General features: G+C 68.6%; 21 protein-coding genes and 1 pseudogene. 7 read left to right on the top strand and 15 right to left on the bottom strand.

Annotated elements, in window-relative coordinates; all coding sequences use genetic code 11:
- Positions 1-70: 70 nt before the first annotated feature.
- From ACFPZI_RS08220 to ACFPZI_RS08190, 7 genes are all read right to left on the bottom strand, one after another.
- Complete coding sequence (locus ACFPZI_RS08220) at positions 71-922, bottom strand: MerR family transcriptional regulator (protein ID WP_381360217.1); 852 nt, start codon at positions 920-922, stop codon at positions 71-73.
- Positions 923-1,060: 138 nt separating this feature from the next.
- Positions 1,061-1,570 carry a glutathione peroxidase gene (locus ACFPZI_RS08215; RefSeq protein ID WP_381360214.1) on the bottom strand — a complete coding sequence of 170 codons (510 nt, stop codon included), beginning with the start codon at positions 1,568-1,570 and terminating at the stop codon, positions 1,061-1,063.
- A gap of 181 nt (positions 1,571-1,751) precedes the next feature.
- Positions 1,752-2,003, bottom strand: coding sequence for a hypothetical protein (locus ACFPZI_RS08210; protein ID WP_381360211.1), 252 nt, complete (start codon positions 2,001-2,003; stop codon positions 1,752-1,754).
- Positions 2,000-2,458 (bottom strand): hypothetical protein, encoded by a 459-nt coding sequence (locus ACFPZI_RS08205; RefSeq protein WP_381360208.1) that lies wholly within the window; start codon positions 2,456-2,458, stop codon positions 2,000-2,002. The genes ACFPZI_RS08210 and ACFPZI_RS08205 overlap by 4 nt, the downstream gene beginning before the upstream one ends.
- A 226-nt stretch (positions 2,459-2,684) precedes the next feature.
- Complete coding sequence (locus ACFPZI_RS08200) at positions 2,685-3,512, bottom strand: SAM-dependent methyltransferase (protein ID WP_381360205.1); 828 nt, start codon at positions 3,510-3,512, stop codon at positions 2,685-2,687.
- A 239-nt stretch (positions 3,513-3,751) separates the two neighbouring features.
- Positions 3,752-3,895, bottom strand: a complete 144-nt coding sequence (locus ACFPZI_RS08195; protein WP_381360203.1) for a hypothetical protein — start codon at positions 3,893-3,895, stop codon at positions 3,752-3,754.
- Positions 3,896-4,084: 189 nt separating this feature from the next.
- Positions 4,085-4,684 (bottom strand): L,D-transpeptidase family protein, encoded by a 600-nt coding sequence (locus ACFPZI_RS08190; protein WP_381360201.1) that lies wholly within the window; start codon positions 4,682-4,684, stop codon positions 4,085-4,087.
- A gap of 47 nt (positions 4,685-4,731) precedes the next feature.
- Between ACFPZI_RS08190 and ACFPZI_RS08185 the strand changes: the two genes are divergently transcribed.
- On the top strand, positions 4,732-6,033 hold the full coding sequence (locus ACFPZI_RS08185) for an RICIN domain-containing protein (protein WP_381360199.1): 1,302 nt from the start codon (positions 4,732-4,734) through the stop codon (positions 6,031-6,033).
- A gap of 936 nt (positions 6,034-6,969) precedes the next feature.
- Complete coding sequence (locus ACFPZI_RS08180) at positions 6,970-7,308, top strand: MerR family transcriptional regulator (protein ID WP_381360197.1); 339 nt, start codon at positions 6,970-6,972, stop codon at positions 7,306-7,308.
- 423 nt (positions 7,309-7,731) lie between these two features.
- On the opposite strand, the gene ACFPZI_RS08175 is transcribed toward ACFPZI_RS08180, so the two are convergent.
- From ACFPZI_RS08175 to ACFPZI_RS08155, 5 genes and pseudogenes are all read right to left on the bottom strand, one after another.
- Positions 7,732-8,049, bottom strand: a complete 318-nt coding sequence (locus ACFPZI_RS08175) for an SCO5918 family protein (protein WP_381360194.1) — start codon at positions 8,047-8,049, stop codon at positions 7,732-7,734.
- 49 nt (positions 8,050-8,098) lie between these two features.
- Complete coding sequence (locus tag ACFPZI_RS08170) at positions 8,099-8,503, bottom strand: CBS domain-containing protein (protein ID WP_381360192.1); 405 nt, start codon at positions 8,501-8,503, stop codon at positions 8,099-8,101.
- A 67-nt stretch (positions 8,504-8,570) separates the two neighbouring features.
- Complete coding sequence (locus ACFPZI_RS08165) at positions 8,571-10,064, bottom strand: DEAD/DEAH box helicase (RefSeq protein ID WP_381360189.1); 1,494 nt, start codon at positions 10,062-10,064, stop codon at positions 8,571-8,573.
- A 275-nt stretch (positions 10,065-10,339) separates the two neighbouring features.
- Complete coding sequence (locus ACFPZI_RS08160) at positions 10,340-10,543, bottom strand: cold-shock protein (RefSeq protein WP_004986771.1); 204 nt, start codon at positions 10,541-10,543, stop codon at positions 10,340-10,342.
- A 422-nt stretch (positions 10,544-10,965) separates the two neighbouring features.
- A pseudogene (locus ACFPZI_RS08155) lies at positions 10,966-11,250 on the bottom strand (MmyB family transcriptional regulator); the annotation flags it as partial.
- Between the two features lie 121 nt (positions 11,251-11,371).
- Between ACFPZI_RS08155 and ACFPZI_RS08150 the strand changes: the two are divergent.
- The 3 genes from ACFPZI_RS08150 (at position 11,372) to ACFPZI_RS08140 (ending at position 14,648) form a co-directional block, all read left to right on the top strand.
- On the top strand, positions 11,372-12,439 hold the full coding sequence (locus ACFPZI_RS08150) for a right-handed parallel beta-helix repeat-containing protein (protein ID WP_381360185.1): 1,068 nt from the start codon (positions 11,372-11,374) through the stop codon (positions 12,437-12,439).
- Positions 12,440-12,604: 165 nt separating this feature from the next.
- Positions 12,605-12,820 carry a hypothetical protein gene (locus ACFPZI_RS08145; RefSeq protein WP_381360183.1) on the top strand — a complete coding sequence of 72 codons (216 nt, stop codon included), beginning with the start codon at positions 12,605-12,607 and terminating at the stop codon, positions 12,818-12,820.
- 697 nt (positions 12,821-13,517) lie between these two features.
- Entirely contained in the window at positions 13,518-14,648 is a 1,131-nt protein-coding gene (locus ACFPZI_RS08140) for an acyltransferase family protein (protein WP_381360180.1), read from the top strand.
- A gap of 148 nt (positions 14,649-14,796) precedes the next feature.
- Here the strand turns inward: ACFPZI_RS08140 and ACFPZI_RS08135 are convergent, their stop codons facing one another.
- From ACFPZI_RS08135 to ACFPZI_RS08125, 3 genes are all read right to left on the bottom strand, one after another.
- Positions 14,797-15,594, bottom strand: coding sequence for a transglutaminase domain-containing protein (locus ACFPZI_RS08135; RefSeq protein WP_381360611.1), 798 nt, complete (start codon positions 15,592-15,594; stop codon positions 14,797-14,799).
- 767 nt (positions 15,595-16,361) lie between these two features.
- Positions 16,362-17,351 (bottom strand): polysaccharide deacetylase family protein, encoded by a 990-nt coding sequence (locus ACFPZI_RS08130; RefSeq protein ID WP_381360178.1) that lies wholly within the window; start codon positions 17,349-17,351, stop codon positions 16,362-16,364.
- Between the two features lie 37 nt (positions 17,352-17,388).
- On the bottom strand, positions 17,389-18,408 hold the full coding sequence (locus tag ACFPZI_RS08125; protein WP_381360175.1) for a glycoside hydrolase family 11 protein: 1,020 nt from the start codon (positions 18,406-18,408) through the stop codon (positions 17,389-17,391).
- 359 nt (positions 18,409-18,767) lie between these two features.
- Between ACFPZI_RS08125 and ACFPZI_RS08120 the strand changes: the two genes are divergently transcribed.
- Both ACFPZI_RS08120 and ACFPZI_RS08115 read left to right on the top strand, forming a co-directional pair.
- Complete coding sequence (locus ACFPZI_RS08120; RefSeq protein ID WP_381360172.1) at positions 18,768-19,049, top strand: universal stress protein; 282 nt, start codon at positions 18,768-18,770, stop codon at positions 19,047-19,049.
- Between the two features lie 316 nt (positions 19,050-19,365).
- Positions 19,366-19,779 carry a CBS domain-containing protein gene (locus ACFPZI_RS08115; RefSeq protein ID WP_381360169.1) on the top strand — a complete coding sequence of 138 codons (414 nt, stop codon included), beginning with the start codon at positions 19,366-19,368 and terminating at the stop codon, positions 19,777-19,779.
- The last annotated feature ends 66 nt before the right edge of the window (positions 19,780-19,845 follow it).

Here is a 19,845-nt window from a genome sequence, read left to right as displayed (position 1 = left end):
GGCCCGTGCCCGCGTTCCACGGCCTCGGCTTCGACAGCTTCGCTACCGCACAGCTCTCACCGCGTCGCCCTCACCGCACCGGGAACGCCACGTCGCACACCGGGTCCTCGGCCCCCGCGGCGCCCCAGTCCGCGAAGTACACCTCCCGGCAGGGCCCAGCGGCCGTCAGCCCCTCGGCCGCCATCCACTGCTCCACCGCCTCGAACGCGGCCAGAATCTGCGGATGAGCCACCTGAGCCTTGGTGATCCGGGTGCAGGCCAGCCGCTGGGCCGGCTCCACCCGCACCGCCGTCCGTCGGGCCCGCCCCTGTGCCTCGGCCCAGGCCCGAGCCGCCGCCTCGTCGGCGACCGGCACGCACGCCTCGGCCGGACCGTCGCTCTCCATCGACACCTCGGAGTGATAGGCGACGAACGGCACCCCGGCCACGCCCCCGCACGCGGACGCGGCCTCCTCCAGCCGCCCCAGCGCCGACCCGATCCACGCCGGCAACTCGTCCGCCAGCGTGTGCCGCGTCTCGGTGATCAGCACCTGCCGCGGTACGTCCACCGTCTCGACCACGAACTTCCCGTACATCTCGGAACTCCTCCCGGAGAGTCGTCCACGGAGGTACTCGGCGAGCGTCCGCTGCCCGGCGATCCGCGCCTCGACGTCCGCCCAGTAGGCGGCGAGCCGGTCGGCGGCCACGGCACTGTCGTCCGCGTCGACGACCTCGGCGATCCGGGCGAGCGGCATGTCCAGCTGCCGCAACAGCGCCACCGTCCGGGCCCGCTCGGCCTGGCCCGCCCGGTAGAACCGGTACCCGGTGACCTCGTCGACCCGCGCCGGAGCCAGCAGCCCCAGCCGGTCGTACAACCGCAACGCCTTGGCCGACAACCGCGCCCGCGCCGCGAACGCGCCGATCCCGAGCAGTTCCTCGTCCACCGCGCCATCCTCCGCGCCGGGCAGCCCTTCAGCCCGACGACACGAACGCTCACCCCTGCCCCAGGGGCAAGGTCAACGCCCCGAGGGACCCGAGGGCGCTCTACTGGAGGCCGCTCCACTCCGGGACATTCCGTCCGGCTATCCGAGCGCGCCCTCGACCGCCGCCACGACCTCCGCCGCCTCCGGCTCGGTCTGCGGCGAGAAACGGGCGACGACCTTGCCGTCCCGCCCGATCAGGAACTTCTCGAAGTTCCAGCGGATGTCCCCGCTGTGCCCCTCGGAGTCGGCGAAGCCGACCAGCCGCTCGTACAGCGCGTGCCGCCCCTCCCCGTTGACCTCGACCTTCTCGGTCATCGGGAAGGTCACGCCGTACGTCGCGGAGCAGAACTCGGCGATCTCCTCCGAGGTGCCCGGCTCCTGCCCCATGAACTGGTTGCAGGGCACGCCGAGCACCGTGAAGCCCTTCGCCGCGTACTGCTCGTGCAGGCGCTCCAGACCGGCGTACTGCGGGGTCAGCCCACACTTGGAGGCCACGTTCACGACGAGCACGACCTGGCCCGCATACTGCGCGAGCCCGGCGGACCCGCCGCTCAGAGCACCGATCTCGACATCGAGGGGAGAAGAACCGTTGGTCTCTACAGTCGTCATAACCGGATGCTAGCTCCGGGACGTGACGAGACATAACAGGGAGCGGCGTACGCAACGTGACGCCCGCGTGTTACGCGGCGCCCCGCCCCGCCGCCCCGTCCACCTCGCCTGTGGATCCGACGACACGCCGAACACCGCGCACCGTCGACGCCCTCGGCTTCTGCTGCGCAGGCCCCCGAGATCAAAAATGACCGATCCGCTTCCCCTCCTTCTCCGCCTCCTTGGCCATCCATGCCCGACAGCCCGCTCGGGCCAAGGCCCCCACAGCCAAGGAGGCGAGGACGGCGCCCCAGTCGATGACATGCGGCATCCCGGGAAAGAACGCGAAGAACGCCAGCGTGGCGACAAGCCCCACGACGAACGACACGATCCCGCCCCGGCGCCGACGCGCCGCGTACCTCGGACCCGTGTCCGAACCATGCTGCTCGGTCATGAGACGCTCACTTCGTGATGTGGTGACACTGACCTGACCCGCTTCACCCCGTTGACATAGAGGTGCGCGCACGCCTTGCCGTACCGCGGCAGGCGGTGTGGGGAGTTGCTGCGCATGGGGTCGATCTTGCATTCACTGTGCGTTCTGCCGCGGGACGTCCGGTAGGTCCTGTTGTTCGTGTCGGAGTAGGCGAAGTCGATGCGCCAGTTGCAGAAACCGCTGCTGAGTGCCCCCACGAAGGCGCAGTCGACTCCGGCGTTCTGGTATGTGATCTCCTTGCCGCTCCCGCGGATGGCGTGCGTGAACATGCACCCGGTCGGGACCTTCATCGTCACGCCACCGACGGTGTACTCGAAGGTGCGGACCGGAGTTGAGCCGATCGCGCCGGCGTGGGCGGCGGACGGCGTCGTGGCGATGAGAGCGGCGGCCGAGCGCCCGACATACGACCGGATCATGGTGATCCCCTCCTGGATGTTTCCTGACGAACATTGAGAACAACCAGGAACAGCTCCTCCCGGTTTGCTGCCGAGAGGCCATTTCATCACCACAGGTGACTGCGTGATCCCCGCACTGACCAGCAGAAACGTTCCCTTTGTCGGCCGTTCCGATCATCAGTCCCGAGGAGCGAAGCGAAGGGGTGGGGGAGCCGACCCGTATCGGCTCCCCCACCAGCCCGACCGTCTACGCCTTGCGCGCCACTCCGCAGTAGGCGTCCACGGCCTTCTCGTCGTCCTCGCCCGGCGTCCCGGCCTCGGACCGCCACTCCGGGACCCGTACGACACCCGGCTCGACCAGCTCGAGGCCGTCGAAGAACCCGGCGATCTCCTCGACCTCCCGGACGTAGTACGGCACGGCGCCGCTCGAGTTGTACGCGTTCGACGCCGCGATCATGCCCTCGCTCGTCGCCGTACTGTCGCTGATCACGAGGTAACTGCCCGAGGGAAGCCCGGCCATGAGGCGGTTCACCAGGTCACGCGCCTGCTTGTAGTCGGCGACATGGCCGAGCGTGTTGAGGATCATCAGGGCGACCGGCTGGGACAGGTCCAGCGTCCCGGCGGCGGCCCGCAGGACGGACTCGGGGTCGTAGAGGTCGGCGTCCAGATAGTCGGTCCGGCCCTCGGGAGTGCTGGTCAACAGCGCGTTGGCGTGGGTCAGCACGATCGGGTCGTTGTCGACGTACACGATCCGCGCGTCCGGAGCGACGCGCTGCGCCACCTGATGCGTGTTGTCGGCGGTCGGCAGCCCCGTACCGACGTCCAGGAACTGCCGTACCCCCTCCTCCCCGGCCAGATGCGTGACAGCCCGCCCCAGGAACTGCCGACTGGTGTGCGCCACGTCGACCAGCCCGGGGAATATGTCCTTGATCTGGTCCCCGACCTCCCGGTCGACCTCGTAGTTGTCCTTGCCACCGACGAAGTAGTTCCAGAACCGGGCCGAGTGCGGCTTCGTCGTATCGATGCGGGCACGTGTCTCGAAACCGGCGCTGTCCTGAGTAGTGTCCTCCGACACGGCTGAGCCTCCTGTGATGAGCGTGACCAGTGGGGCCAACGTAGGTGAACGTGACGGGTTTTGTGCCTGGTCGGCGGCAAACCCCGTGGTCGAAGTGCCTGTTCCAGCCACTTCGCAGCACGCCTCGGCTCCATCTGCCCCCTTTGTGGGTACGCCGGCTGAGGGCCGTCCCCGCAGGCGGCGAACGGGGCCCTGCGCACCCAGCCGGCGGACGCGGCAGCTGAGCGGGCGTGGGCGTGTCAGCCGCAATCGCTCTCGGGTATGTCGTGCTGCGTGACGGGATCGGTGCTGGTGCCGTTGACACGCAGGATGCCGCCGTCGCGCTTCCGGTTCAGGTCGTACGTACCGAAGCGGAAGGGGCGATACCGCTGTCGACCGACCACGAGCCGATCGTGACCTCGTCGCTCCGAACGCCTTCCGGTCTGCGCTCGCGGCCGGACTGATGTGCGACGACGGCTTGGCCACACCCCGGCTGCGTCGGTGGCCGCACAGACCCCGTAAGCAACACGTGGTGCCCGGGAAGGCAGCTCGACGGACCTCCCCGGGCACCACGGACAGAACACTGGCGAGGGTCAGCTCACCACGTACAGCTTCTTCGGCCAGCCGATGCGGTCCAGGCGCTCGAACAGGTCCTTGATGTTGGTCGGGTTGAGCTTGATGCAGCCGTTGGAGTAGTAGTCGTTGGGGTTGCTGTTGGTCCACCGCTCGGACTCGATGGTGCCCTGCTTGCCGTTCGGCTTCATCTCGCTGTGGATGAACAGTTCCGTGCGCTTGGTGCCGTTGTGGCACTTGCGGTCAGAGATCTTGATGACCAAGCCGTTGATGATGCCGTCGAAGTCCTTGCGGTGCCACTCGACGGCATACGGCTTGCTCGCCCCGGCGTTGGGCAGCCAGCCCTTGCCGACGGCGCAGGTGTCCTTGACCTGTCCCGAGCCCGCCTTGTACGTCTTGATCACCTTGTCCCGGCCGGGAGTGCGCTTGACCAGTTCGAGGCGGGAGTTCGTGACCGAACCCTTGTCGAAGCGCAGGTAATGGGCGTCGGTCGCCCGGGCGGACGCCTGGGTCTCGGTGCGTGCCTGCGCCGGGGCGGCCGTGGTGGCGCTCAGGCCACCGACGAGGACGGCGGCGAGCGCGAGGGGGACGATGCGTGCGGACCGTGCGTTCTTGCGCATGAGAACACTCCTGTGTGACGTGCGATGTGTGACGTGCGATGTGTGGCATGTGGCTGTACGTGACTGTTGCGCCGGCAGCACAGACCCTGCTGGCAGGGGTGCCGTCCGGCAAGGGATGTCCGGTGTCCCGGACAGTCCGGTGCTGTCCTGACTGGTCACCACTGCTTTCCGGACAAAGATCCGGGCGCGACAGGGATCCCTTGCTGCCTGTCAGGCGGAGGGGCAAGGATGGCGCCATGGACACCACGGGGGGTGTTGATCCCGAATGCGCGCACAGCGTCGAGCAGTTCGTCGGCATGATGAAGCGGCTCAAGGACGCGTCGGGACTGACGTACCGGCAACTTGAAGAGCGCGCCGAACGGGACGGGCGGGTCCTTCCGCGCAGCACGGTCGCCGATGTGCTGCGCAGACAGGCGTTGCCGAAGCCGCACATCCTGAATGCCTTCGTCCACGTCTGCGGGGCGGGCGAGCATGCCGACGCCTGGCTGCAGGCCCGTACCCGTCTTGCGACGGTGGACAGTTCGGCGACCGGTTCGACTGAAGAGGTTCCCGCCGTCGACGGCCGTGCCGCCTTCCCGTCGCCGTCGCAGGCCGACGGCGACGATGACGACGGTGGCCTTTCCGAAGCCGGCGGTGCGCGCGGGCCCGGCGTGGAGGAGGCTGCGGGCCCCTCCGCGATCCCGTCGGATCCCGGGCCCGTGCCGATACGACTGTGGCGCCGGCACCGTGCCGTGGTGCCCATACTGTTGGCGTCGCTGTCCGCCGTGCTCCTGGCGGGCACCGTCTTCTGGCTGGTCCTGCCTGACGATCCTGCGGTGCCTGTGCCCTCGCCCCAGGATTCGGCACCCGAGTGGTACAGCATCCGACCGGCCCGGGCTACCGACCTGTGTGTGACCGAGGGCCGTGAGCCCGGCGGTGACAGCGAGCGGCCGGTTGCCGTGCAGCGCCCGTGCGGTCGGTCCACACCGCCGTACACCAGACTGGATCCGCTTGGTGGCGGCCGTTTCTTCGTCAGGTGGGCCCACCCCATGCATGGTTGGGGATGTCTGACGGTTCTCCCCAGCGGACTGCTCGAACCCTGGGACGACTGTCGCAGTGATAGGACCTCCCAGGTGTTCACGTTCGAGCGGGTCGAGACGGCCGGCACGCGAACCTCAAGCACCCGGCGGGCCAAGGCGTATCGGATACGGTCCGCGCACGGGCAGTGCGTCGGCATCGCGGGTACGGATCCCAAGGCCACGACAGCCGTGACGGCCGCCGGGCCCTGCGCCGACACCGCCGCCCAGCACTTCTTCCTGGTCCCCGAGGCCGAACCGGCAAAGAGCGCGCTGCCCTCGGCCTCCAGCTGACGGCGGGTGTGCGTCGGCCGAAGCCAGAGGCACGGTTCACCCCATGGCCATGGCCGAGGCGGTGACACTCGTCGGTCGTCACCGCGGTCGGCCACGCCACGCCGGCGCGGCGCGCGGCCGACTGCGCCGGCCGCGCGACCGGCACGGCTTTGGGCGCCGGGGTGACTCTGCTGCGCAATTCGCCGGCCCCGTAGGAACAGCCGCTCGGAGCGCGGGCATGGCCGCGTCGTCGCAGGTCGCAGGTCGCAGGTCGCAGGTCGCGGAGTGCGGTCCTGCGGCCCCGAGGAAGTGTGCAGCAGAGTCCGGGGTCAACCGGGCGACGTCGTCGCGGTGGCCGCCGGTCGGGGCGGCCGCGTCTTCGGCGCGTCATGCCCCAGCCGAAGCCGAGCGGCTGCGGCGGAGGAGCGCTGGTGTAGAACCTTTCACTCGCACGGGCTGAAATCTGTCGTGACTGCTGTAGACATGCATTCGCGAGGGAGTTAATGTGTCTGTTGTAGCCAGGAAGTCAGTGAGGCGTGGCAGACACGGACTGCCCGCGCGGAACGCAGTTTGTGGCACGGCGGTGGAGTGGTGGGGCCGGAGTAGGCTTTGGGTCCCCTCGCTGATCGCCGGGCCCGGTGGCCTCGTGAGGGCTGCCGGCAGTACGCAGGACCCGCAGGACCAAGAGGTTTGTCAGAAGGAAGAGAAAAGGAGGCGGACGCCATCAGGATCGCCCGGGCGAGAACGGTTCGCCCGGGTACCGCAGGCCCCGGAACGGAAGGTGGTCCCACGGTCACGTATCCGCGATCCCCGCACTCTCCGCCCCCCTTCGGGGCGCGGTGCGGAAACAGAAGGCCGGCCTCGCAGTAAGCCGGCCGATGGTGTTACAAATCCCTCGGGGCCTTGGTGCCGTACGGCACCAAGGCCCCTCGACGCATTCCCCCATCAGAGGTGCAGATGACCGCAGACACACCGCTCGACCGAATCGACGACGACGACTACCCCGCTTACACCATGGGACGAGCAGCGGAGATGCTCGGTACCACGCCCGCCTTCCTGCGGGCCCTCGGTGAAGCGCGGTTGATCACGCCCCTGCGCTCCGAGGGCGGCCACCGCCGCTACTCCCGCTATCAGTTGCGTATCGCCGCTCGCGCCCGGGAGATGGTTGACCAGGGCACCTCCGTCGAGGCGGCTTGCCGCATCATCATCCTGGAGGACCAACTCGAAGAGGCCCAGCGCATCAACGACGAACTGCGACGCGGCGATGTCGGGTCCAGCCACAAGGCGGACGCCTGACCTGCACCTCACCGTGGACGGTAGCCCCACCAGGCCCGTGGCCGGCAGACGATCGGGCCGGGCGTCGCAGTCCGGCCTGGGACGGCAGCCCGAGGAGACGCGTGGCCAGTGCTGCCGTGCCGTCATTCAGACCGGCAGCCGAGTCCCGCCGTCCGGTCCGCACGCGAGGTGCCGGTCGCACAGGCCGCGGCTCACCAGGTGTCCCCGAGGGGAGCGCCCGGAGCTGTGGTCGCCCTCGCGCCGGGCTGATGCGGCTTGTGGACGCGCGACCGCTCCGGGTGTGTCACCCGGAGCGGGGCACAGGTCGACGGCGACGCTGTAAGAGATCACGCCCACCGGCTCGACCGGCTGACGAGGACGGGAAAACAAGCCGGCTCGGGCCCTCACTGCTGTCCCGGTACCGGCTCGCACCTCTCCCGTCGGTCAGATGGACAGGGGGGCACCAAGCATCGCGGAAGCCCGCTGGAGCGGGTCGACGATCTTCGCCTCCGCGGCCTCTGCGGCATGGGGAACGGTGCGGCAGGTGAAGCCGAGCTGGGCCATGGCCCGGAGGACTTCGCCGCCGCTGAAATCACGGCGGTCCTGGCGGGTGATGACCTGGCCGACCTGCTTGGCGGGGTAGTGGCGGCGCCCGATGATCACGGAGTCGCCGGTGACCGGCTCCGGCTTGACGCCCTTCATCGCTTCCAGCACGCCACCCTTGGTGAGCTCGAACGGAAAGCGGGCAATGACACAACGCACGATGCCTCACAAGGAGAAGAAGGAGGGGGGCCGACCGTGATGAGGAGGTTCAGCGGGAGAGGGCGAGGACGCCCAGGGCGTTGCCGTGTTCGTCGACCACGGGCAGGGCCCCGAGCCGCCGGTGTCGCATCGCGTGCTCGGCCTCGGCCACCGTGGTCAGCGGCGAGGCGAAGGCCCCGCCGTCGTCGGAGATGTCGCGCAGGCGGACCCGGTCGGTGTATCCGGAACTTTTCCGCACGGCGGTGAGCCGGGCCTGGGTGACCAGGTCGGTGTACTGGCCGTCCTCGTCGCAGACGACGAGGTGACCCGTGCGGGCGGCGGTCATGACGGACAGCGCCACCTCGACGGTCATGTCGTCCCAGACCTGGGGCCCGGCCGCGTCCATGGCATCGGAAGCCGTCCTGTGCCCGGTGTGGGTACTCGTTGAGCGGGAATGCATCTGGACCAGCGTCAAGAGGTGCCTCCTGCAGAGATGGGTCAGCTTCCTGATCAGGACGGTTCCAGGCTTCGGATTCCAGGTTCTAGGCTGCCGCGTCGGAGACGGACCGCCGTGCGGGCGCGCGCCGGGTCGCCGAAGCGGAGCGGCGCCGGCCGCGTGAGGTGGCGCCGCGCTTGGGGCGTTCGACCACCGGTGCGGTGATGACGACCGGGATGCCGGAGGGGGCCTGGGCGCCGGTGATGCGGTGCAGGGCCTCCGCGCCCGCGCGGACCTGGGTGGTGTGCGGGACGATGCCGGCCATTTCCATGAGGCGGGTCATGGCGCGGCGCTGGTTCGGGGTGACCAGGGTGACGACGCTGCCGGACTCGCCGGCACGGGCCGTGCGGCCGCCGCGGTGGAGGTAGTCCTTGTGGTCGGTCGGAGGGTCGACGTTGACGACGAGGTCAAGACTGTCGACGTGGATGCCGCGCGCAGCGACGTTGGTCGCCACCAGCACGCTGACGTGCCCGTTCTTGAACTGCGTCAGCGTACGGGTGCGCTGCGGCTGCGACTTGCCCCCATGCAGGGCGGCGGCCCGCACCCCGCTGTTCAGGAGGTGCTCGGTGAGGCGGTCGACGGCGTGCTTGGTGTCCAGGAACATGATCACGCGGCCGTCGCGTGCGGCGATCTCGGTGACGGTCGCGTGCTTGTCGGCGCCGTGGACGTGGAGCAGGTGGTGCTCCATCGTCGTGACCGCGCCGGCCGACGGATCGACGGAGTGCACGACGGGGTCGCTCAGGTAGCGGCGCACGAGCAGATCGACGTTGCGGTCGAGAGTGGCGGAGAACAGCATGCGCTGCCCCTGGGGGCGGACCTGGTCGAGCAGGGCGGTGACCTGCGGCATGAAGCCCATGTCGGCCATCTGGTCCGCCTCGTCGAGGACGGTGATGGACACCTGGTCCAGTCGGCAGTCGCCGCGTTCGATGAGGTCCTTGAGGCGTCCGGGGGTGGCGACGACGATCTCGACGCCGCGGCGCAGTGCGCCGGCCTGCCTGCCGATCGGCATCCCTCCCACGACCGTGGCCAGGCGCAGCTTCACTGAGCGGGCGTACGGCGTGAGCGCGTCGGTGACCTGCTGGGCCAGCTCACGCGTCGGTACGAGGATCAGCCCCAGCGGCTGCCCGGGCTCCGCGCGCTGCCCAGCCGTACGGGCCAGCAGAGCCAGCCCGAAGGCGAGGGTCTTGCCGGAACCGGTGCGTCCCCGGCCGAGGACATCACGGCCGGCGAGCGAGTTCGGCAGCGTCGCGGCCTGGATCGGGAACGGTACGGTCATGCCCTGTGAGCCGAGCGCGGCCAGCAGCTCCGCGGGCATGTCGAGATCGGCGAAGCTCGCCACGGCGGGCAGCGCCGGGGTGATCGTCTTCGGGAGGGCGAACTCACCCTGCAACGCGGCGGGGCGGCGACTGGAACCGTTGGAACGAACCGGTCCGCCGGAGCGGCTCGGGGACGACGAGCCGAACCGGTTGCCGTTCTTCCCCGGGGCGGCGCTGCCGTTCCGGGTGCGGGCGAAGCGGTCGTTCGTGCGTGTGCGATTCATGCGGGACCTTCCTTGACGCGGCACATGTCAAGGAATTCCCGCAGCAGTGAGCGGCATGGGGAATTGCAAGAATGAGCCGAATGGAACACGAAAATAAATCGTGCGCCACGATGTGGTCGAGAGGGGATGTTCTGGCATCCCCGAAAGGGAATCCGTGTGCTTAATTCCGCGGATTCCTCATATTCGTCCCGCAGGCGAAACCACTGCAGGACATGCGTACAGCTGGGGCCCGCACCCCGAAGGATGCGGGCCCCAGCTGTAAGTGTGCGTCGGCGTCAGGCGGGAACGATGTTCTCGGCCGTCGGGCCCTTCTGGCCCTGCGCGATGTCGAAGCTCACCTTCTGGCCTTCGAGCAGCTCGCGGAAGCCCTGGGCAGCGATGTTCGAGTAGTGGGCGAACACGTCAGCGCCGCCACCGTCCTGCTCGATGAAGCCGAATCCCTTTTCTGCGTTGAACCACTTCACGGTGCCAGTAGCCATGTCTTGTTCTCCTTCGGGGCAGTGAGTCGGCACCCGCACTGTACGGATGCCGTGTCGCCGCGATGATCACCCCGCCGGAAAAGACCGGTGCCAAAAGGCACTTCCAGTGGCGAAGAAGCCGACTGAGAAGAACTTGGAATTCGGGAACCACAACTGCAACTGGGATCGACAGTAGCACGTTGCGGAGGTCCGCGTGTGTTGGATAATTCCGCTCCGATCGTTACTGCAAGGAAACTGCCCGCACGGTTCCGTAAAACTCTCACTTCGCGGGTGCAGATATAATGTTGTCCAGACCCTGCTGGTCCGTAAATTCCCGACTCCGGCCACGAGGACGAAAACCCGGACCGGTGAAGGCGGACAGCGGTGGGCCGGTGCCGACGCGTCCCGGCCGTCGCGAGCATCGTCGGACCCTGGGCAGTGGTTCAGCCGTGGGTCAGGCCCTGGAGGCCGACCACGCGCAGCAGCTCCAGCCGTTCATGGGACTCACTGCCGGGGCGGGCGGTATGGACGATCGGCCGCTGGTCGTGCTCCGGGCTCAGCAGCACCTCGCAGCCCAGCTCCAGCAGGCCGACGACCGGATGCAGGAAGCGCTTGACGTCGCTGCGACGCACGGCGACATCATGGGTGTCCCACAGCGCCGAGAACTCCTCGCTCCGGGCGCGGAGCCGGCGTACGAGCCCCGCCGGCCGTGCGTCGTCCGGCCGTGCGTCGTCCGGCCGGGCGGCCCACCGGCGGCGGCGTCGGGAAATAAGTCCGATCGGTGTATTTCTGTGTCCATATGGTCGTTAAGGGTGGCGGTGCTGCGAGGTGACCCATAACGTCGGGATCATGAGGAAATACCAGGCCACATGCCTTAGTTGCGCCATCGCGCCCCTCGTCGTCGGCATGGGCGCCCTCGCTCCGGCCGCCTCCGCCCACAGCGGACCCGAGCAAGTGGTCCGTCCGGGCCAGTCCGTCCAGAAGGCCGTCGACGCGGCCAGCCCCGGAGCCACCATCGTCCTGACGCGGGGCACCTACCGCGGAAGCGTCACGATCACCAAGCAGCTGACCCTCCGGGGCGCGGGCGAGCAGACCGTGATCGTGCCCGGAAAGAACGAGGAGGCACGGAGCGCGTGCGCCAAGGCGGGGAACGGCATCTGCGTCACCGGCAAGGACAAACAACCCGTCACCGAGGTGCGGATCCGGTCACTGACCGTCGAAGGGTTCAAGAAGAGCGGTGTCTTGGCCACGCGCACCGACCGACTGGAGGTCCACCGGGTGACCGCCCGGGACAACGGCCAGTGGGGCATCGCGCAGGATCGTTCCACCCGCGCCTCGTTCCGCCGCAACACCGCAAGCGGCAACGGCGACGCCGGGCTGTACACCGCCAACGTGTTCGAGGCTGACGCGGAGAGCAAGACCCTCGACACCCGCAACACGGTGATCAGCGGCAACCGCCTGACAGGCAACCGGATCGGCATGAGCACCCGCCGGCTCAGGAACCTCACCGTCGAACACAATGTCATCACCAGGAACTGCGCGGGTGTCTTCGTCGTGCTGCCGCGCACGGTGGGCGACCTGACCGTCCGCCGCAACGTGGTCTACAAGAACAACACATACTGCCCCGCCACCGCGCGCCTGCCCCACCTCCAGGGGGTCGGCATCGTCCTCGTCGGTACGAAGAAAGTGCTGGTGACGCAGAACGCGGTCCGCGACAACGTGGGTAACTCGCCGTATTCCGGCGGGATCGTCGTGTTCGGCAGCATGGACGGCATCCCCAACGAGGGGAACGTTGTCCGCGACAACCTGGTGCTGGGCAACCGCCCGGGGGACCTGGTCACCCGCGACGGCAAGGGGAAGGACAACAAGTTCATCAACAACGTCTGCCGGACCTCCGAACCGGCCGGCGCGTGCTGACCGGCCAGGCCGCGGCGGCCCGGGGCAGCCGTCTCCGGGGGACGCGAGCGCGATGACAACAGGGGAAGGCACCCTTCCCCCGGCATGCGGCTACGGGCGCTGTCCCACCGCGGGATCTGCGCTTCCACAGCTGCGGCGCGCGGGCAACACCGCGCACTCCCACACGTGCGGCACACGGGTAACACCTGGGCCTCCACGGCCGGGGCCGGCACGCGGCAGCCGATGACGCGGATGGGCCGCAGCGGCTCGCGGGCCGCGTTGATCCACCAGCACATGACCAGTGACCGTGACCGGGCCGTCACCGACCGGCTCGGTGCCATGATCCTGGGCGGTGGGGGAGCGGCGTCGGGCTCCTCCGGAGAGAACGCCGAGCGGACGTAGCGGCACGCGTGTGGCACGACGCCCGGAACGACAAAGGGCCGGCCCGGGAGGGAACCCCTCCTGAGCCGGCCCTTCTCTCTGTGCCCCGGCAGGAGAGGAAGCGGCGGATGCCGGCGGGACGTGGTGGCCGTTCCCCCGCACACCTCGTCCTGCCTGTCGTCGGCATCGGCGGCAGGGTGGATGACGTAGCGATGTGTCCGTACGGAGTAGCGCCCGGGGCGTTGCTGCCGCTTGGCGGGTGCCGCTGTACGAGCCCCCGACCGCGACGACCGGCCGGGGCGAGGAACGCCTGCCAGAACTGGCAAAGCCGGCTCGGAGTGCCACATGGCAGTGGTTGGAGTGCACCAGGGTCACGTCCACGGACGTGACCTCGTATCGGCGGAACGGCGCGATGGGCCGGGGCGATCAGAGTGCCGCGGTCGCAGCTGTCACCGCCGTTGGATCCGCGTCTTCTGGCTCGTGATCTCCCTGGTGGGCGGAGTCCGCAGAACCGAGGACACGAGCGGGACGGGCAGTGCGGCGGGCGCCGGCGGGAGGTGCGGTGGGGCTCCTGATGTACATGTGGAGTTCACCGCATGAACCTGAGCCGGCAACCAGGCCCTTCACGGAGATCGAAACGGTGTGCCCAGCCCCGTCAAGTCGAGCACCAGTGCGGCGGCCGATTCCGTTGCCGTGCCGCTGTCAGGAGCCCGCCGTCATGATGGACAAGCTACTCCCGAGGCGTGCCACCACTGTCTCCCCCGACCGCGTCGGCGGGGCGGACCGGGCCAGGAATCCGTGGTGGGACAACACCCGGTTCCTCTCCGCCATGCTGATCGTGATTCTGCACACCGGCGGCAGCATCATGGCGCGAGAAGAGGTGCTGCACTCCTTCCACATCGCCAGCTGGGCCTTCCGGGTGCCTGCCTTCGTCATGTTGGCCGGTGTGTTCAGCAGCGCGGGGCCGCTCGGCCCCCGCTCCCTGCGCACCCTGCTGCAGAGCATCGTGCTGCCCGCCCTCGCGTTCAGCTTGCTCTACTCGCTGGAGAAGTACTGGCTGGGCAACGAGTTCATCGTGCATGTCGTCCAACTGCCGTGGACCCTGTGGTTCCTGATGTCCCTCTTCTTCTGGCGGCTGCTCCTGCCGTTGGTGGTCCAGCTGCGTCACCCACTGCTCGTCACCACGGGCGTCGCCCTCGCCGTGGGGTATGTCGAGGAGTTCGGGATGGCCTTCTCGGCGAGCCGCACGCTCGTCTACCTCCCGCTGTTCTATCTCGGCTGGCGGATCGGCCAGGGCTTCCTGAACACCTGGTTCACCAGCCGCTGGAGCCTGTTCGTGGCGGTCGCCGGGATCCTTGCCTCCTGCGTCGTGGGGTGGCTGTGGCACAGGGACATCAAGGGCGACTGGCTTTCCATGCGTCATCCTTACACCGTCGCCGATCCGCTGAGCCTGGAATGGGCCTGGGTCATCCGGCTGCTGGTGCTGGCCTCGGCCGCGGCCCTGGTGCTCTGTCTGCTGCGGCTGATGCCCCGGCGGCGGCTGCCGCTGATCACCACGCTGGGCGCCGGCGGGTTCACGATCTACCTACTGCACCCGCTGGTCATACTGCCGGTCCGGGAACTGGGCTGGATATCAAGGGTGAACACCCCGGTCGAGATCGTCGGTCTGGTGCTGTGCGCGATCCTGCTGACGATGGTGCTCGGCTCCCCGCCGGTGCGCCGCCTGGTCCGTCCGCTGACCCGGCCGTCCACCGGCTGGCTGTTCGCCCCCGCCACGCCCGGGCCGCAGCAGCCGGAGCGGGTACCCGCCCCCGCACCACCCGTACCGGAGCCCGTGCGCACCCCGTAGCCCTCCGCGGCGGGCTCCTCGTCACTCCTTGAACGTGGCCCCATGCCGGCGACGACGGCAGGACCCGCTGCGGGGCCGGGGGTCTTGATGCCGCTCAGGCTTACCTGAGATTGCTGCTGTCCGGCGTTGTTGATGTCACCTATGGATGTCAGCCGGACAGGGCTTGGCCGCCCGCCGAGCGGCGACGGCCGAGGATCGGCTCGGCCAGCAGTCTCGCCGCCGGGCAGAGCGTCTGACCGTGCCGGGTGAAGAGTTCGTCGCGAGAGTCGAAGCGGCCGAGGTCCGTCAAGACGTATGCCGAGAGGTCGCACGCGGCGCCGGCGGCCGGACAGAGCGTCACACCGTCCCAGTCGATCGCTGTCCTGGACAGCGCGTCGAACAGCGTCTCCGGGCCGGCATTGGTGAAGCCGCCACCATGACCGTCACTCAACTCGTCAAGGCTGCCGAAAAGTTCAGAGACTCCCAACCAGGGTGCGGTGGGGTGGACGGCCGACGGAAGGCCCTCGAGGCGGAATTCCGGCCATGCCAGGAGAACCTGGTCCGGGACGATCCGATGCAACCGGGGGAAGCGCGGATACCAGAAACTCCCGTCCACCAGCAGGCCGCGCACCCGCGTGGCCACCCCGGATGCCCGTGCCACGGACTCCAGCACGGCCAGCCGCTGGCTGCACGAGCCGCGGCCGCGGCGAAGCACCTCGGACACGGGGCGCTCGTCCTGTACTGAGTACACCGGCTGCACCGCTGTCGCGATCCATCGGTGGGCCCGGCGCAGGGCCGCTATCCGGCGGACGGGCCCCAGGTCGGCCCCCGAGTCCGCTGTCGTATCGATCTGTCGAAGCAGCGAGACAACCTGCGGATGCCGCCAGTCGAGGATCCACGTAGGGGCGGTACTCCCCGACGCTCTCCCCCCGTCGGTCTCGCCGACCCGGGGCCGGCCTCGCGGCATGAGAAGCGAACTCGTCATGGCCATGGTCCTCTCGTCCAGCGCCCCGGGATGTCCAGGGCATCATGCCAAGGGAATTGAACATGTTCAACTCTGGTGGCGTTGCCGCACCCGGCAAGATCGACCGAGAGGGACGAGAGGCATGGAGCGTGGCCCTCACCCGCTTGCCGATCGGTCTCCCCGGCACTGAGCGGCGAGCGGTTCGTGCGAACAGCCTCGGGGGGAAGCCGAATACGGTGAAGGGGGAGTTGGGATGCTGCACCCACCCCCCACGTACTGCTCTGCAGCACGTCGAGCACACCCGGCCCCAACCCGGTGGGAGCGCAACGGACTTCGTGGTGCGCGAGTGACACGGACGCGATCGGCGGTAGGGCCGGTTCGGAGGATCAAGCCCCTCGAACCGGCCCCTGGCCGTTGTGCCCCCCGGCAGGATTCGAACCTGCGACACCCGCTTGAGGAGTTTTCCTCGATCAACGCTGTGACCTGCGTAAAGGTTGGTCCCTCGCTATCCGGCCCATGAAACCCTTCTCCGTAGTTCTCGGACGTTCGCGGGATTTCTCGGCCTCATGCGTGCTGAATCCGTTCCGCCGGGGTGCCCTGCCTGCTGTCACGCGCCGGCCTGTCACAGGAGCCGTGCCGTGGTGATGAGCCGCCACTGGATGAGGCGGGCCAGGGGGGGTGCCGGCGGGGCGCGGCTGTAGGCCGGGTGGCGCGGCAGCACATGGCCGCCGCGCCGCAGGAGCGGTGTTTCCTCGGGGCGTTCTCGGGGGTCAGCTCGCGCTGCAGGAGACCGTTGGCCAGGTCCAGTTGCCGTTGTGCTGGATGGTGACGCCCCAGTTGTTGCCGTTGCCGTTGGGTTTGGCGGTCAGTACCTGTGAGTTGGGGTAGGTGGTGCTGACGTTCCAGGTGGAGAGGACCTTCGCGGGGGAGGGGATGTTCATCGTCGCGGTCCAGTTGCTGGAGCCGGTGACCGAGACGTTGAGGTTGTACCGGTCGCTCCACTGCTGGCCCGCGGACAGGGTCGCGCTGCATCCGCCGCTTCCGCCACCGCCACCGCCACCGGAGCCGCCGCCGTCGGCTGCCACGGCGCGGCCGGTCTGCGGCGAGATCATTCCGGCGCACAGGCCACGACTGGCCAGCCCCTGCGCGATCCGCGGAATCGCGGCGAGCGAGTTGGCGGACCAGTCGTGCATGAGGATGATCTGGCCGTTGGTGAGCCGGGCGGCGGCCTGCACGATCGCGTCGGTACTGGCGCCGTTCCAGTCCTGCGAGTCGACGTCCCAGATGATCTCGGTCAGACCGTACCTGGCCGCGACCGACTTCACCGTCGAGTTGGTCTCGCCGTACGGCGGACGGAACAGGTTCGGAGTGCCGCCGCCCGCGTTCGCGATGGCCTGCTGGGTCCGGGAGATTTCCGAGTCGACCTGAGCCTGGCTCTGCTGAGTCAGGTGCGGATGGGTGTAGCTGTGGTTGCCGACCCACATGCCGGCATCGACCTGGGCCCGGACCTGCGCCGGGTTGGCTGCGGCGTACTGGCCCTGGTTGAACATCGTGGCCCGCAGCCCGTTCTGCTTGAGCGCGTTGAGCAGGTTCGGCGTACTGCCGGACGGTCCGTCGTCGAAGGTGAGCCCGACATATCCGTTGCAGGCCGCGGCCTGGGCCGGGGCGGCGTTGACGGTGAGGGTGCTCGCGGCGGCCATCGCGACGACGGCCAGCCGCGTGACCAGGGAGCGTATCGAGAGATGCGGTCTGGTTCTCATACGAAGTGGTCCTCCTCCAGCATCGTTGATTCGGGGGTCAGCTCGCGCTGCAGGAGACCGTTGGCCAGGTCCAGTTGCCGTTGTGCTGGATGGTGACGCCCCAGTTGTTGCCGTTGCCGTTGGGTTTGGCGGTCAGTACCTGTGAGTTGGGGTAGGTGGTGCTGACGTTCCAGGTGGAGAGGACCTTCGCGGGGGAGGGGATGTTCATCGTCGCGGTCCAGTTGCTGGAGCCGGTGACCGAGACGTTGAGGTTGTACCGGTCGCTCCACTGCTGGCCCGCGGACAGGGTCGCGCTGCATCCGCCGCTTCCGCCACCGCCGCCGCCACCGCCCGAACCGGTGTCTCCCACCGTGATGTTGGAGCTGCCGCTGCTCTGGTATCCCTCGGTCGCCATGATCATGTAGTAGTTGAAGGTGCCCAGGGGCATTCCGGCGCGGGTCCAGGCGTCGAAGTGGTTGCCGGTGGTGATGGTTCCGCCGGTCCGCTTCGACTGCCGGACGCTCCAGTACTGGTCGAAGGTGCGGTTGCCCTCGACGGACGGGGCGTTGTACCGCGTCGTCTTGTAGATGTCGTACGTACCGCCGTCGCTGGTGACGGTGCCCATGAACGTTCCCGTGGGCCGGTAGGTGCCCCAGTTGTCGACGATGTAGTACTCGACGAGCGGGTTCGACGTCCATCCGTAGAGCGTCAGGTAGGCGTTGCCGGACGGATTGAAGGTGCCCGAGTAGGTCACGGTCCTGCGTCCGCCGTTGGCCCAGCCCTTGCCGGCGACGAAGTTCCCGGTGTTGCGCCAGGAGGTGCTGTAGTTGCCACCGGAGCTCAGGGTCATGGAGACCGTGCCGGGCGCGTCGGTCCAGAACGAGTAGTAGTGGCCATTGTCGGTGCCGGTCTGGTTCGTGGTGACGACCGTGTCGGCGTGGGCGGTGCCGGGCAGGGCGACCGAGGCCACAGCGACCAGCACTGTGGTGCAGAAACTGCTGATGAGCAGCCTGAAGCGGCTGAGCGGCCCGAAGCGGCCGTGTCTGCGGCTCGCGTGTTGTGCGGGTACGTCGTTCATGTGCGTGCTTCCTCCTCGTCCTCGTGAGGCCGGTGGGGGATCAGGCAGCGTGACACGACCCTGCGGAGCAGGTGACGGCGACCGCTCGTGCGTCGCGCGACGCGGCCGGACTTGGCCGGTCGCGGGGGTGCTGGGCGACCGGAGGACCGGGGCACGGTGGCGACCCGGCTCGACAGTGATGGAGCGCTGCCGATGGCGAACAGTTTTGATGTGGGCCCGTCAACTGTCAATAGTTTCGGTAGTGATCCCAAAACATTCGTTCACGGCAGGCTCTGCGGACATGCGTTTTACCTGGTCTGACTCATGAATGTCGACCGGATTGAAATTGATCACTTGAATCCATCGTATTCGAGACCAAGATGAGAGATCGATTCTTCGAATGTTTCGAAGATTTTTCCGATCTGTGGTGCGGAGTGCGGGTCGGGGCCGGACGTGATCATCGTCGGCCCGTCATTGCGGACGCCGGCCAGGTGTCCACGGCCGCCGGTCTGTTTGCGGCCGAGCCCGGTCCCTCGCCGGTGAGCACTCAGTGGCGAACGCGCAGGGTGCGGTTCGCCGGCATGCTGGTGGGCTCGGTCGGTCAGAGTGTGCTGCACTACGCCCACTGCCCCGTCATCGTCGTTCCGGGCAGATCCGGATGACCGGCTGGACGAGGTTTGAGCCGTCGGCTCCCCGTCCCCGGCGCGGTGTACTACTGGAGGAACGATGGCTGTGTGGCGCCGGGCATCTCGTCCGGTGATCGAGTGCCTGTGCCGCTCAGCCGACGGCGTCGTCGCTGTACACCAGTCCCTCGGGTACGCGTACGACGACCTCCACCCCGTGCGGGGCGCGGGCGCATCGTGGGGAGGAAGCCGGCCGGCACGCGTCCACGCCCCGCACGCCCCATGGGTGACGTGAAACCGGGCCCGGCTCTCCCTGCCGGGTCCGCAATCGGCCCCTGCCCGAAGGAGGCAGCCGATGAAGGTTTCGGAAGTGATGACTTCTCCGCCGGTGACGGTCACTCCGCATTACTCGCTGGCCGAGGCGATCCGGCGGATGGTCGAAGGCGGCATCGGGTCCGTGCTCGTGACCGAGCACGGGACCTTGCGCGGAATTGTCACCGATCGTGATCTCGCGGTACGCGGGCTGGGCCGCGGACTCGACGGGGAGGCACGGGTGGAGGCCGTGATGTCGGCTCGGGTCGTCACGGTGGACGCGGCCGACGACGTGCACGTGGCGTACCGGGCCTTCCGCCGCGCCGGGGTGCGTCGGCTGCCAGTCCTCGACGAGGGCCGGGTGGTGGGGATGCTGACCGTCGACGACCTGCTCCTGGACGTCTTCCAGCGATTGGCTGACCTCCTCGGGCCGGTCGCGTGGAGCGTCCTCGGGTAGCCCCCCGGCCCGCCGGTGGCCACCGAGCCCCGAACGGAGCCCGTCGCCCCACCATGACGTCCATCG

The sequence above is a fragment of the Streptomyces chlorus genome (assembly GCF_042655885.1).
In the GTDB taxonomy this organism is placed as follows: Bacteria; Actinomycetota; Actinomycetes; order Streptomycetales; family Streptomycetaceae; genus Streptomyces; species Streptomyces chlorus.
Note: the sequence above shows the minus strand (reverse complement) of the source record. Positions and strands in the feature narration are given on the sequence as shown.